Origin of the sequence: Caulobacter sp. KR2-114 (assembly GCF_049446115.1) — a bacterium.
Taxonomy (GTDB): domain Bacteria; phylum Pseudomonadota; class Alphaproteobacteria; order Caulobacterales; family Caulobacteraceae; genus Acaudatibacter.
The window spans coordinates 347,496-360,113 of record NZ_JBMSEC010000001.1; the positions used below are offsets into that span (position 1 = coordinate 347,496).

The following is a 12,618-nucleotide window of genomic DNA, read 5'->3' on the forward strand; positions in this document are numbered from 1 at the left end:
ACTCCCCCAGAGTGTCTATTGCGGCCTTGGGCCGATCGTTGTTGAGAGCACGACTTAACTATTCACGCCCATCCGGCCTCGAGATCGGCGCACAATCCACCCCATATCGCGCCTCGAGCGAGCTAACTCTCGGCGGAGATTGCCTAGTTCATTGTCCAGAGCAAACTAGTCAACGCCTGAACACGCAGAGATATCGCCACCCCATCCAGTTGCCCCTTGGCAATAACTGCACTTTACGGGCACGCTGACTTACCTCCACTTGAATTGAACTGGAGGCGGCCGAATTGACGCTAGTGGCGATCAAAAGCACGATCCAATATTAATTCGCAGCCCACCTATTCGCGGGACATATCACTTCGATGATCACGGAGGCGGCCGCGCCCTCCAGCGCCTGCCACGGCGACGTCATTTGAAGCGCGGGACTGAGCCGGGCGGAGCAACTAGCGTTTACGGGTGACTGGTGCGCTGCCCCGGTTCATCACCGGTGCTATCGATATTCTCCAGCAATCAGCACAATGAAATTCAATATTGGATCAATCGATGCGGCCAAGACTATGGATCCTTGCCGCACTGGAAGAGACCTTGTGCGCAACACCAGACGCGCCAAATTCCTCCCTGGACGCGCTGCCACCTGGCCGCCCGTGGATGTCGAGCCCCCGGGCGGCCGCCTTTCCTTCCGGTCTGCCACCGCGTCGCAACACCCCGGGGGCGCCGCATCAGGCCCGCCCCGACGCGGCCGCAGCTGTTCATGCTCCCCGGGACCCGTCAGCGTCGCGCTTTGACCGCGTGATGCAGCAGGCCGTGCTCCTCCGCCTTCTGCGCCAGGCTCAACGCCGGTCCGAAGGGCTTCGCCGCCGACGCCCTCAAGGGGTTCACCGAGTTGGCCAGGGTCAGGACGCAGACTGGCTCCAGCGCCAGCATCTCCTCATTGGCCCGAAACGGCGCGGACCGGCCGTGCCGATCGAAGTCGGCCCTGGCCAGCACCAGGGGGACGCCTTTCTGCTGCGCCCACTTGATCGCCAGCTTCTCGGCGCCCCTGGCGCCCGACGTGGCCAACGCCATGTCCGGCCAACGTTCGCGCGCCCAGTTCAAGGCGTCGAAGAGGCGGCCTGCGTCCTCAGCCGTGTCGGCCTGCGGCGCTGCCCGCAAGGCGACGATGGTCGCGCCCGCGTCACGGCTTCGATGCTTTCTGGCGCGCGCCGCGCGCAGGGCGTCGCGAGCCTCGATCTGCGCCGCACTGAGGCGCGAAGCCCGCACCGACCCCTTCCATGGGCTCCAGACCTCGCCGGTCGCGGTGGCATAAGCCGCCGCGGCCGCGTCGCGTACGATCTCCATCGCCAGCATCGCTACGTCGGAGCACCGGGCACGGGCCGTCGCCGCCTGGATCTCCACGTCGAGCACTTCGGAACCATCGAAGTCACGCACCAGGCCTCCAAGGGTGTCGCGGGCCTTGTCCGCCTCCCGTTCGATCCGCTGGGACACGGCGTGGAAGGCGCCAATGAGCGCCTCGCCGATGAGCCCCTGGAAGTCTTCCAGGGCGGTCTCGCCGACGATGTCGAGCAGCTCCGTCATCAGGCAGCACCCGAGCTGTTGCAGCGCCGCCTCGGCAGGATGCGGGCGCGGATCCTCGAGGCAGGCGGCTTGCGCCTCATAGGGCGTAAGGCGGTCGGCGGAGGGCGTGAAGGAAGGATGCATGGCAAAGCCCTTTGCGGGTTGGGGAGGCGAGCTCGTCGGCTCGTGACCGTCCCGCGCCGACCGTCGGCGGCGCCCACAAGGGCTTCGAGCGCAGCGCCCCTTGTGGGCGCCGCCGAGGGGTGGCGAGGTCATCGGAGCCAAGGGCTTCGCTCAGCCAGCATCGCGCGCGCAGGTCCTTCTCGCCGGCCCGGCACGCGCCGGTCGGCGCCATATGACGACGGGATCCAGACCAACCGGGCGCGACGTCCCGCAGCCCCCGGGCTGAGGGCGCGAAGCTTCGAGGAATCGGGTCGATCGCCGGCCTTCTCAGTCCGGCAAGAAGACCACCCGCCGCCCTTCGGTCGCCCATTGGCTCGACACTTCGGCAAGGGGGACGGCATCGTAGTCGAGCGTCAGGCCCGCTACGGATGCGGCCCTGAATACTCCGTCGATCGCGGCCATGAGCCGGGGAAGGCCGACGCTTCCGAGCCCGCTCCCCTTCATCTCGATTGCGGAAGAGCGGAGCACCGCCGCCGGCAAGGCGATCTCAGGACCGGCCGCCGCCCCGATCTGAACGAAGCGGATCGGAACTCCGGCGGGCCCCGCTTTCGCAGCAGTGGCGAGGATCGATCGCGCGCTCGCCCCCCAGAGATAGTCGAGGACGACATCGACACCGTCTGCGAAATGCGCGCGCAGGATCGCTTCGATCGCGTCTTCGTCCTGGCTAAGCGGCACGGTCGCGTCGGCGTCCAGGGTTTGGAGCACCGCAAGGTTGCGACCCGTTGCGATCACGCGGGCGGCGCCGAGATGGCGCGCGATCTTCACCGCCAGCCGGCCCGCGGTCCCGGTCGCGCCATTGATGAGCACGGTTTCGCCGGGGCTCAGCCTGGCGCGCTCAGTCAACGCCGCCCAGGATGACATGCCTGGATTGGCCAGGACCGCGGCCATCACGTCGTCCAGTTCGTCGGGGAGCGGCGCCCACTGTCCATCGGATACGACGGTGCGCTGGGCCATGGCGCCGAAGGGCGCGCGTGGCAGCAGGAAATAGACGCGCTGTCCGTCCTCAAGCCGGCCAACACCGTCGACGCCGGCGACAAATGGATATTCGCCCGTCGCGCTGTAGTGCGCGCCGGCGGCGCGACCGCGGGCAAGCTGGCTCAAGGCGGACGCTGTCACCTGGACGACAACCTCGGCGGGGCCGGCAACCGGCTCGGCGAAATCGGCGTAGACCGGCAGGCGGCCGGCTTCCTCGACGACGGCGGCTTTCATGGGGCGGGGCCTTTCGGGGGACTGATATCCGTGTATAATGAACGGACTAGATCGAACGGCGGCCGGAGTCAATGTCCGTGCATAATGCACCGAGCAGTATCCTGCTGTCGCAGCTTCACGATGCCGTCCTCGACGTCGTCGCCTTCATCAACCGACCCGATCGGGACGAGGTGCTGATGCGGGAGGCGCAGATAAGGCTCGATCGGGCCCTCTTCCCGCTTCTCGTGCTGACGGAACGGCTGGGCCCGATTGGCGTGGTGGAGCTCGCAGGCCGCGTTGGCCGGGACCATAGCACCGTCAGCCGCCAGATCGCCAAGCTGGTGGAGTTCGGACTGGTGGAGCGACAGCCGAGCCCAACGGACGGCCGCCAGCGCGAACTGCGTCCGACAGCGTCTGGCCGAACGATGGCGCGGCAGATCGACGAAGCGCGCGAGCGCCTCGCCCGGCGCGCCCTGTCCGGCTGGTCCGAACGCGAAGTCGCCGATCTTGCACGATCCCTTCGCCGCTACGCCGATGCGCTCGCAACGCCCCAAGCCGCCAACGGCAGGGATGAGACAGCTTGAGGCGAGCGCTGCACACCAGAGTGCGCGCCCCAAAGCCTGGGCATGGCGTGGGCCCGCGCGGGAGTCCCCCGGCCCTCGTCATCACCGACGCAGCTACATCAGCGCCAATGTCTTCAAGCTCTCGACCCGGTCGCCACCGACGATGAAGTGGTCGTACACAGCGATGCCGAGCGGCCGGCACGCCTCGACGACCTGGCGCGTCATGTCGATATCTGCCGAGGACGGCGCCGGATCACCGGATGGGTGATTGTGGGCGAGAAGGAGGCTGCTGGCCGACAACTCAAGGGCGCGGCGAACCACCTCGCGCGGATAGACCGGCGCATGGTTGACCGAGCCCTCGCCCATCCGCTCGTCGGCGATGAGCTGGTTCTTCCGATCCAGGAAGAGGACGTGGAACGCCTCGCGGGGAAGCGCACCAAGCCTGGCCCGCAGGTAGTCCCGGACGGCCGTCCAGGAGCTCATCACCGGGCGCTGGCGCAAGGGATGTTCCAGGGCTCGCACCAGCAGGGCGTGCAGCACGCCAAGCTCGATCGCCACCTGCTCTCCCGCCTCGCGCGCGAGGTCTGCGGGCGGTGCGCCCAGCACCCGCCCGATCCCCCCGAACCTCGACAGCAGTCGAGCGGCCAGCCGTTCGGGACCGCGCGCCCCGCACCGCGTCAGCAGCTGCTCAAGCGTGGCCTCCTCATCGAGGGTGGCGACGGCGTCGACACCGCCTGCGCCAATCCTCGGGCTGAGCCCACGGCTGGGCGCCTCGGCGACCCTGACGCCGAACAGGTCCTGTTGCTCGCTCATGGCGGAACTCCCGCCGGGCGAAGACCCATTTCCCACCCGGCTCACCCGCCAGGTCCCTTCCCCCCTCCTCCCGCCGGCCCCGGACCAAGGCCGGCGGCGCGACGCCCGCCCTCTACGTCGCCGACACTCGGTCCACCCGCCCGTGCCGACAGCCGAGGCCGACAGCGCGAGCCCAATCGTTCCAGTCGCCATGCGGTGGTGGTGGCAGCGCCACGGCCGCCGCCACCCCCATATTCTCGAGCCGCCGAAGCAGCTTCGCGGCCGAACGCTCCCCCGCCTCCCCGCGATCGGCTGCGATCACGACGCAGCGCACCCCCGGCGGTGCGCTCCAGGACCGAAGATTGTGAGCAGACCCCAGGGCCCAGCCTGGCAGGCCGAACCAGGCGCAGGCCGAGCAGGTGGTGAAGACGCCCTCGCCGACCAGCATCGCTTCGGCGGCGGGATCGAGGCGGATGGCGCAGCCGGCGGGCATGGTCCCGACGGTCTTGCGCGACAGGCGAAGGTCGGTGGCGCGCCGGCCCTGGGGTGTCAGGTAGGTCACCTCGACGGCCGTGAGCGTTCCGTCCGGCGCGCGGATCGCGGCCAGCAAGGCCGGGCGGGCAGGCCCATCGTGCCGATAGGCGGAAACCGGGGTCTGCGGATTGTGCCGCAGGGCCGCATCGCCGGGCAGGCGGCCGAGCAGGCCCCTGGCGCGGCAGTACCGCTCCGAAAGACTGCCGCCGATCGCGCGGCCGCCCTCCCACAGCCGCAAGGCTGCGTCCCGGCGCTCCAGTCGCGTCGGCAACGGGCCCACCGCTGCGCTCCGAGCGGCCGCTGCGACGGACAGGGGCGCGCCGGCGGCGTCGATCAGGTTTAGGCCACGGAGGTGGTCGAGGACCTCCCGCCAATCGCCGCCGCCAAAGGCATGGGCGATGACGCGGCCGCCCTGCAGCAGCAGCGATACGGAGCGGTCGAGCGCACTGTGGCCGGGCGCCGGGATGTTGGCGCGCCGCCCGCCGTCATAGAGGTCGCCGCCGAGGGTCTCGACAATGGTCTTCAGGGACATCGTGTGGCTCCGGCAAAAAGGTTCGCCAAACCCAGTCCCGCCCTCCCCCTCCCCTCTGCGGCGCCCGTGATCAGGCTGGGTCAGGACGCGCAGGGGCGCCGGTAGCAGTGACGCGGCAAGCTGAGCTCACGCGAGAGCGCCCACGGTTAGACGACCTCACGAAGGGGATCAGGCCGGCGCTTCGTTCCTGCAGCCCCAGCTCGAGGTCCAAGGCGCAGCGCCCCGTCCCGGGGTTACGCGTGCCTTTGTCAGAGCGACGTCAAGGCGGCGGGCATGGCTTGCTGGCGCGCATAGCGGGCCGGCGGTAGCCCGACGTGGCGCGCAAAGGCGACGCTGAACGCGCTCGCCGAGCCGTAGCCGACGCGCTCCGCGATCTCGGCCATGCCTGCCTCGTTGCGCTGGAGCATGTTCTTGGCCAGCGCCATGCGCCAGTTCAGCAGATAGGCCATCGGAGCCAGGCCGACGGCACGACTGAAGCGCTCGAAGAAGGCCGAGCGGGACAGGGCCGCCTCCTTCGCCAGCTGTGCGACCGTCCACCCCACCGTCGGCTGTTCGTGCATCCGACGGATCGCCGCGGCAAGGCGCTCGTCGGCGAGCCCTCGCACGAGCCCGGGGGAAGCGGGGGGCGCAGCCGTGGCACGGAGCGCCTCGATCATCAGGACCTCGAGCAGGTGGGCGAGAATGACCTCGCGCGCCGGACGACGCTCACGGAACTCATCGCGCACCAATTGGACGAATGTGGCCAGGCGGGGCTCGCCACGTACATGGACGATCTGGGGCAGCAGCGACACCAGCAGGTCCGCATCGGGAGAGCCGAAGCTGCAGTGACCGATCAGCATCCTCAGATCGGCCGAGCCCTCCTGATCGCCGATGCGGAACTCGCCAGCCGCCACCGCCACGGGCGTACTTTCGCCGGCGTCGTCCGGCAACGGCGCGAGGCTGGACATCGCGACGCCGTACACCTCGGGGACCAGGACGAAATCCCCCGAATGGAGTTCCAGCGGCCCATTCCCGCCGGCCGCCAGGCGGCAACCGCCTTCGAGAACCACGCAATAGAAGGGCTCCCCCGCGTCCGAGCGGCGGATGCGCCAAGGCCCGGCGCCGGTGACGAGCTTCGAATAGCGGGCGCTCGGCTGAAGCAGCGTCACGACCTCCGCCAGAGGGTCGATCAAATCAGGACTTTCGCTAATATTTTGCGGACCCTGAGTTATAGTTAGTCCTCAATCGGTGGTCTAGCATTTTGGCGTTGTCCATCCACCTTCGAGAGTACGTATGAAGACCGTCCTGATCACCGGCTGCTCGTCTGGCTTTGGCCTCGAAACCGCAAAATACTTCCTCGATCGCGACTGGAAGGTCGTCGCCACGATGCGCACGCCGCGCGACGACGTGCTACCGCGCTCCGAGCACCTCCGCGTCATCGCCCTCGATGTCACGGATCCGGGGAGCGTCGATCAGGCCGTGGAGGCCGCGGGGCCGATCGACGCCCTCGTCAACAATGCCGGCGTTGGCGCGGCGGCGCCCTTCGAGGTCGCCGCCATCGCAACGATGCGCGAGGTCTTCGAGACCAACACCTTCGGTACGATGGCGATGATGCAGGCGGTACTGCCGCAATTCAGGGAGCGCGGCGCCGGCGTCATCGTCAATGTCACATCATCCGTCACGCTGCGGCCCCTGCCACTCATCGCCGCCTACAGCGCGAGCAAGGCGGCGGTAAACGCCCTCACCGAGTCCGTGGCGCTGGAAGTCGCACAGTTCAATGTTCGCGCGCACCTCGTGATTCCGGGCCGTGCGCCCGAGACCCGGTTTGCGGAGAACGGCGGCGCCCGCATGCAGGGTCTCGACCATGCGGCCTATGCCGAGCTCGTCAGGGGCTTCATGGCGAGGTTCAGCGAGCCGGGACCGATTACGCATCCACAGGATGTCGCCGAAGCGGTATGGCGCGCAGTGAATGATCCATCGAGCCCTGTGCGCATCCCTGCTGGCGCAGACGCGGTGGCTTGGGCCCAGGCGAGCTGACCACAGCTCGCCATTGGGAAGCCTGGATCTGGCCCGGCCGACCCTTGACACGCCGATCTGCGGAGCCGGGCCGACCTGCCCGAGGTCCCCGCCCCCGCAGCGCCGATGAAAGGCGAGGCGCTTTCCATGCCGGCGGTCCGGCGCCGGCTCCGCCACCAAGGTCCCAGGGCTATGGACGGGGCCCTATGCGCGGCAGCAGCAGGTAGGAGGCGTGCTCTCCCCCCGTAGCGATCGTGTCGGTCCCCCCAAAGACAGCCGGATCGCGGTTTGGATGCGCAGCAAAGAAGAGGCCGGAGTTGCTCGAGTTGGGAAGCTCATAGTCCCTGGCGTGAACGGTGTTGGCGCCAGGGCCGTACCCGAAGTCCTTGCCCTGGACCGTCAGCGCCAGGCGGTAGCCTTTCGGCGCCACGATGCTGGTCGGTTCGGTGAACTCCACGTCCACGGGATAGAGCTGCCCGGGCGTCATGGGCTCCGAGGCCAGGTGCGGATGAAAGGCGCTGAACGCGGTCGACCGGGCGGGGTCGGTGGCGCGGTGCGACACCCGGAGGTAGCCCAGGCCAAGCGGGACGTTCGGATCGCTGTTGCCCATGAAGGTGACGTCCCGTCCCTGGGGATCGATAAGCCGCACCGCCGCGAATATATCCATGTCGGCCGTGGAGGCGCTGACCCAGAGCCTGACCCCGATCGGGCCGGTGAATTCCACCTCCCGGTCGAAGGGCGCGCTGGTGAAGGTCAGGCCTTCGCCCAGCCCCGGGTAGGACTTGTCGGTGGGCGCGGGCGCCTGGGAAGTCGCCGCCATCGACCCGGTCGCGGCGTCGAGATACCAGCGCTCCCCCTGCGTATGCGGCAGCGGCCACGTCGTGGCGTACCGCCAGGCGGCGCCATCGGGTCGCCGGACCTGGACGGCGACCCTGGGCTCATTTTCCCAGCCGTTGTCCACGCCCTTCAGGAAGTGGTCGAAGAACCGCTTCTGCAGGGCCAGCGCCTCCTCGGAGTAGAAGGGCGTCAGATGGTCGCCCGCCTGGATGCGCAGCCACTTCTGCGGGCTGGCCGCAGCGAAGTAGCCGGCGGTGCTCCAATCGGTCCAGTTGGCCACGTCGAGCATGGGGACGGTGATCTCTCGTCCGTCCGGCGTACGCTGGTGATAGTAGGCGTCGTCGAACGGATGCCGGGCGAAGGCCTCGACCGGATCGACGCGGTTCTGTTTCAGCACGCCGGCCAGCAGCGGCGTCCCGGTATCCCTGCCGCCGCTGATGGAATCGATGAGCGGCGTCTCGCCGTTGCCGTTCTGGTTGGTCACGACCTGGTGGGTCCACCAGAACTCCCAGGCGGGGTTCAGGATACCGCCGTAGTAGGCGATCTCGCGATACTGGTCGAAGGCCCCCTCCCAGGGGAGGATCGCCGCCAGGCCCTCAGGATGAAGCGCGGCCACCTGATACTGGTTGATCGCCTGGAAGGACGTGCCGATGAGCCCGACCTTTCCCGAACTCCAGGGTCGGTGCGCCGCCCAGGTAACCAAGGTCGCGTAGTCCTCGGTCTCGCGCGGCGAAAACGGGTCGAGCACGCCCGGCGAGGCGCCGGCGCCGCGCACGTCGGCGTGGATGACGATGTAGCCGTTAGCGACCCAGCGTTCCGGATCGGGCGCCTCGAAGCGGATGTAGCGGCAGGAGGACGCCTTGCAGAGGTCCGGGAACTTGGCGATCAGCTTGGCCCAGGACGTCCTGTAGGCTGGCGCGTCGGCCATGCTGGTATCCTTGCCGTACGGCCCCATCAGCATCAGCACCGGATAGCGGCCGGCCTTTTCCGGACGATAGATGTTGACGCGCAGCTGCACCCCGTCGGTCATGGTGACCGGCACGTCGTGATCGAAGATCATCCCCGGAACACCGGAGTTCACGGGTTCCGCGCGGGTCTGCGGGGTCATCGCCAGGGAGAGGGCAAGGGCCAGGGGCGCAAGGCCGGTCATTCGCATCGATGAGATCCTTGTTGTAGCAGGGCGGACGCCGCGGGCTTTGCGAGGGCGGCCAAGGTCGTAAGCTGTGGGTGAGGAGCCGAGAGCCGGCTCAAGTGGCGGTGGCCGGCGCCCCAGCGCTCGTCGCATGAAGCGCGGCCGAGATATCGACCATCAATGGCGGACGGACCGGGACCCAGTTCAGGCGTTGCTGGGTGGCCAGGCTAGAGACCGGATTGTCCGCACCGACAAACGGCGCAAGCCAGCTGAACCGCTGGGCCGCCTCCCGGCGAGAGAGACTCTCAGCCTGGACACCGAGCTGCTCGGCAATCACCTCCGCAATGTCGCGCATGGCGATGCCGTGCTCCGCCACGGCATGGTATCGGGCGCCCGCCTCGCCCGTCTCCAGGGCGAGCCTGAACAACCGGGCCGCATCGCAGCGGTGCACAGCGCTCCACCGGTTCTCCCCGTTCCCCACGTAGCCCGAGCGCCGGGTCTTGCGAGCGACCTCGATCAGACGGGTGACGAGGCCCTGCCTGGCCTCGTCATGCACCGAGGGCGGCAGGCGAACGATCGTCGCCCTGACACCGCGGTCCGCCAGGACCACGGCGGCCCTTTCCGAACGAGCCCTCAGACCGCCGACGGCGGCCGGATCGGCCAGGTCGTCTTCGAGGGCGAGGCGCCCCGGGGCCATCGCCATGGTCGGAAAGGCGACCACAAGCGGTCGCCCGCCGCCGCGCAGGCCGCCGCCGAGCGCCTCGATCGCACGCCGGTCCACCTCGACGGCCGCTGTCATGAAGCGCTCGACGATGCCGGATGGGGCCCCGCCGACGAGGACCCGCAGACGCGCGCCGAGGCTGGCTTGCGAGAAGGCATGGAAGAATGCCGCGTGGACCGCACCGTCCGCCTCTGCGGTCGCCCGGCGAAGGCCGTCCATATCCTCGATCGCGCCGCGATGAACCTTCACGCCGCGCGCCTTGAGCTTGCCGGCCGCCGCCGCGGAACGCGCCAACCCGATGACTTCGTGGCCAGCGGTCAGCAGGTCGTCGACGACGGCTGCCCCTATGAAGCCCGTGGCGCCGGTTACGAAGATGCGCATGGCCTTGTCTCCTGGAGGATGTCTGTCAGACCGCCGGCAGGTCAGCGGCTGAAATAGTCGGGCCTGGCGAGATCCTCGAGCAGGCCCGGCTGCTCGGAATTCCAGTCCAGGATCGCGCGCGTGCGCTCGCTGCTGGCGGGGGCGTCGATGCCTGCGAAGGGCGCGAACCAGCCGAAGTGCTCTGCCGCTTCGTCCGGCGATATCGAGACCACCGGCAGGTCGAACTGCCGCCCGATGGCCTCGGCGATGTCCTTCAGGGCGACGCCCTGCTCAGCCACCGCATGAAATGGACCCTCCGCCGGATCCTCGAGTGCGAGGCGGAAGAGCCGGGCGGCGTCCAGGCGGTGAACCGCTGGCCAGCGATTGCGGCCATCGCCGACGTAGGCCGCCACGCCCCTATCGCGAGCGATGCCCGCCAGGCGCGGTACGAAGCCATGGTCCCCGACACCGTGCACCGTCGGCGCCAGGCGCACCGTCGTCGCCCACACGCCCCGCTCACGCAGATCCAGGACGACCGCCTCCGAGGCGCGCGGGAACGCCGCCGTGACCGGCGGGGCCGCGTCGGCCTCGGTCGCCAGGCGTCCTGGCGCGAGCAGGACGACGCCGGAGGCCACGATCAGCGGGCGTTCCGAGCCTTCCAGTTCCGTGCCCAGGACTTCGATGGCGCGTTTGTCGGCTGCGCAGTTCTCGGCAAGCCGCGACCAGTCATGATTGAAGGCGGTATGGATGACGCCGTCTGCCCGGCGCGCCGCGGCCTTCAGCACCTCGATGTCCTCGATGGAGCCCCCCACCACCTCGGCGCCCGTCGCCGCCAGCCTGTCCGCGCCGGCTGCGGACCGGGCGAGACCGGCGACGTGATGGCCCGCGGCCAGGAGGTCCTGGACCACCGCAGAGCCAACCCAGCCCGTGGCGCCGGTCACGAACACACGCATGAGGCCTCTCCGTTTTCAGGCTTGCCATCACAGCCTAGACGGTTGATCCTGAACGCTACACGCCCGTAAGTACGAAATTAGTTTTCGATCGTTCAGGATTCACACAATGGATCCCCTTTCGGACGTGCTCGCACTGCTGAAGCTGCACAGCTACGTTTCAGGGGGCTTCGATGCGGGCGGCGCCTGGGCCATCAGCTTCGGGCCCCACGACGGCATCAAGTTCCACGCCGTGGTGAAAGGGTCGTGCTGGATCGTCGTCGAGGGCGAACCTCCTGTGCAGGTGGGCGCGGGGGAATGTTTCCTGCTGCCGCGGGGCCGGCCCTTCCGCATCGCCAGCGACTTGTCCGTGCTACCGATCCCGGTGAGCGAGGTGCTTCCCGCGGAGCCCACCGGCGGCATCGTCACCCGCAATGGCGGGGGCGATTATCTGAGCATTGGCGGCTACTTCACGCTGGCCGAAGGGCCGGCGGCCTTGCTGCTGGACGCCCTCCCCCCGCTCCTGCACATCCGGGATACGCCGGGCGCGACGACCCTGCGCTGGTGCGTCGAACGGATGCGACAGGAGCTTGCCGAGGGGCAACCCGGCGACTTCATCGTCGCCCAGCAGCTGGCGACCATGGTGCTGGTCCAGGCGCTGCGGCACTATCTGTCCAACCGGACCGCGGAAGGATCGGGATGGCTTTTCGCGCTGGCCGACCGGCGGCTGCACGCGGCCATTGCGGCGATGCACGGAGCGCCTGGCAGGCGATGGACGCTTGAGGCGTTGGCCAGGGCGGCAGGCATGTCGCGCACCGCCTTCGCGGTGACCTTCAAGAAGACCGTCGGCCTCTCGCCCATGGAGTACCTGACACGCTGGCGCATGATGCGGGCGGCTGACCGCCTGACCACATCGCGGCTATCCCTGGCCGAGATCGGATCTGCGCTGGGCTACGATTCGGAGAAGTCCTTCAGCACAGCATTCAAGCGAATCATGAACTGTTCCCCGCGGCAATATGGCCGCCGCAGCAGCGAGGGCGTCGGCCTGGCGCAGGGCTCGCCGGCCTAGGCCTGCGGTGCTCCCGACGAGGCTGGCCGGCAAGGTGGGTGTCCCCGTGCGGCGCGGCACGGCGGCGGCGGCGCTCCCTCCAGTTCCAACGAGATCGGGAAGCGTTTCCGCGTCGCCACTAAGGACCTGCGGGCGAAGCAGCGGCGAGGGCCGCGAGCACGTCATGGAATGTCCGAGGCGGGCGGGCAAAGCGGCTAGCTCGCCGCTGAACGTCTAGGTCCGGGCGCCAAAT

The 12,618-nt window shown here is 68.7% G+C and carries 11 protein-coding genes; 3 read left to right on the plus strand and 8 right to left on the minus strand.

Annotation, left to right across the window (positions count from 1 at the left end):
• Positions 1-765 precede the first annotated feature (765 nt).
• Together ACO2Q3_RS01415 and ACO2Q3_RS01420 are read right to left on the minus strand one after the other, a co-directional pair.
• Positions 766-1,695: a DUF2493 domain-containing protein gene (locus ACO2Q3_RS01415; RefSeq protein WP_423304584.1), complete on the minus strand. Its 930-nt coding sequence runs from the start codon at positions 1,693-1,695 to the stop codon at positions 766-768.
• A 306-nt stretch (positions 1,696-2,001) separates the two neighbouring features.
• Complete coding sequence (locus ACO2Q3_RS01420; protein WP_423304585.1) at positions 2,002-2,943, minus strand: quinone oxidoreductase family protein; 942 nt, start codon at positions 2,941-2,943, stop codon at positions 2,002-2,004.
• Between the two features lie 71 nt (positions 2,944-3,014).
• Here ACO2Q3_RS01420 and ACO2Q3_RS01425 point away from each other — a divergent pair, with 71 nt between their 5' ends.
• Positions 3,015-3,506 carry a MarR family winged helix-turn-helix transcriptional regulator gene (locus ACO2Q3_RS01425; RefSeq protein WP_423304586.1) on the plus strand — a complete coding sequence of 164 codons (492 nt, stop codon included), beginning with the start codon at positions 3,015-3,017 and terminating at the stop codon, positions 3,504-3,506.
• Between the two features lie 93 nt (positions 3,507-3,599).
• On the opposite strand, the gene ACO2Q3_RS01430 is transcribed toward ACO2Q3_RS01425, so the two are convergent.
• The 3 genes from ACO2Q3_RS01430 to ACO2Q3_RS01440 all read right to left on the minus strand — a co-directional run bounded on the left by ACO2Q3_RS01430 (position 3,600) and on the right by ACO2Q3_RS01440 (position 6,515).
• On the minus strand, positions 3,600-4,298 hold the full coding sequence (locus ACO2Q3_RS01430; protein ID WP_423304587.1) for a JAB domain-containing protein: 699 nt from the start codon (positions 4,296-4,298) through the stop codon (positions 3,600-3,602).
• A 112-nt stretch (positions 4,299-4,410) separates the two neighbouring features.
• On the minus strand, positions 4,411-5,343 hold the full coding sequence (locus tag ACO2Q3_RS01435) for a DUF7146 domain-containing protein (protein ID WP_423304588.1): 933 nt from the start codon (positions 5,341-5,343) through the stop codon (positions 4,411-4,413).
• Between the two features lie 248 nt (positions 5,344-5,591).
• Positions 5,592-6,515, minus strand: coding sequence for an AraC family transcriptional regulator (locus tag ACO2Q3_RS01440; protein WP_423304589.1), 924 nt, complete (start codon positions 6,513-6,515; stop codon positions 5,592-5,594).
• 100 nt (positions 6,516-6,615) lie between these two features.
• Between ACO2Q3_RS01440 and ACO2Q3_RS01445 the strand changes: the two genes are divergently transcribed.
• Positions 6,616-7,359, plus strand: coding sequence for an SDR family oxidoreductase (locus ACO2Q3_RS01445; protein WP_423304590.1), 744 nt, complete (start codon positions 6,616-6,618; stop codon positions 7,357-7,359).
• 169 nt (positions 7,360-7,528) lie between these two features.
• Here ACO2Q3_RS01445 and ACO2Q3_RS01450 read toward each other — a convergent pair whose 3' ends face one another.
• The 3 genes from ACO2Q3_RS01450 to ACO2Q3_RS01460 form a co-directional block, all read right to left on the minus strand.
• On the minus strand, positions 7,529-9,331 hold the full coding sequence (locus ACO2Q3_RS01450) for a CocE/NonD family hydrolase (RefSeq protein WP_423304591.1): 1,803 nt from the start codon (positions 9,329-9,331) through the stop codon (positions 7,529-7,531).
• 91 nt (positions 9,332-9,422) lie between these two features.
• Positions 9,423-10,409, minus strand: a complete 987-nt coding sequence (locus ACO2Q3_RS01455) for an SDR family oxidoreductase (RefSeq protein WP_423304592.1) — start codon at positions 10,407-10,409, stop codon at positions 9,423-9,425.
• A gap of 41 nt (positions 10,410-10,450) precedes the next feature.
• Positions 10,451-11,341, minus strand: coding sequence for an SDR family oxidoreductase (locus tag ACO2Q3_RS01460; protein WP_423304593.1), 891 nt, complete (start codon positions 11,339-11,341; stop codon positions 10,451-10,453).
• Positions 11,342-11,447: 106 nt separating this feature from the next.
• Between ACO2Q3_RS01460 and ACO2Q3_RS01465 the strand changes: the two genes are divergently transcribed.
• Positions 11,448-12,386 carry an AraC family transcriptional regulator gene (locus tag ACO2Q3_RS01465; RefSeq protein ID WP_423304594.1) on the plus strand — a complete coding sequence of 313 codons (939 nt, stop codon included), beginning with the start codon at positions 11,448-11,450 and terminating at the stop codon, positions 12,384-12,386.
• The last annotated feature ends 232 nt before the right edge of the window (positions 12,387-12,618 follow it).

Bases quoted from the DNA above. Each gene is read 5' to 3' on its own strand.
- ACO2Q3_RS01415 (WP_423304584.1), bottom strand. From the start codon at position 1,695: ATGCATCCTTCCTTCACGCCCTCCGCCGACCGCCTTACGCCCTATGAG.
- ACO2Q3_RS01420 (WP_423304585.1), bottom strand. From the start codon at position 2,943: ATGAAAGCCGCCGTCGTCGAGGAAGCCGGCCGCCTGCCGGTCTACGCC.
- ACO2Q3_RS01425 (WP_423304586.1), top strand. From the start codon at position 3,015: ATGTCCGTGCATAATGCACCGAGCAGTATCCTGCTGTCGCAGCTTCAC.
- ACO2Q3_RS01430 (WP_423304587.1), bottom strand. From the start codon at position 4,298: ATGAGCGAGCAACAGGACCTGTTCGGCGTCAGGGTCGCCGAGGCGCCC.
- ACO2Q3_RS01435 (WP_423304588.1), bottom strand. From the start codon at position 5,343: ATGTCCCTGAAGACCATTGTCGAGACCCTCGGCGGCGACCTCTATGAC.
- ACO2Q3_RS01445 (WP_423304590.1), top strand. From the start codon at position 6,616: ATGAAGACCGTCCTGATCACCGGCTGCTCGTCTGGCTTTGGCCTCGAA.
- ACO2Q3_RS01450 (WP_423304591.1), bottom strand. From the start codon at position 9,331: ATGCGAATGACCGGCCTTGCGCCCCTGGCCCTTGCCCTCTCCCTGGCG.
- ACO2Q3_RS01455 (WP_423304592.1), bottom strand. From the start codon at position 10,409: ATGCGCATCTTCGTAACCGGCGCCACGGGCTTCATAGGGGCAGCCGTC.
- ACO2Q3_RS01460 (WP_423304593.1), bottom strand. From the start codon at position 11,341: ATGCGTGTGTTCGTGACCGGCGCCACGGGCTGGGTTGGCTCTGCGGTG.
- ACO2Q3_RS01465 (WP_423304594.1), top strand. From the start codon at position 11,448: ATGGATCCCCTTTCGGACGTGCTCGCACTGCTGAAGCTGCACAGCTAC.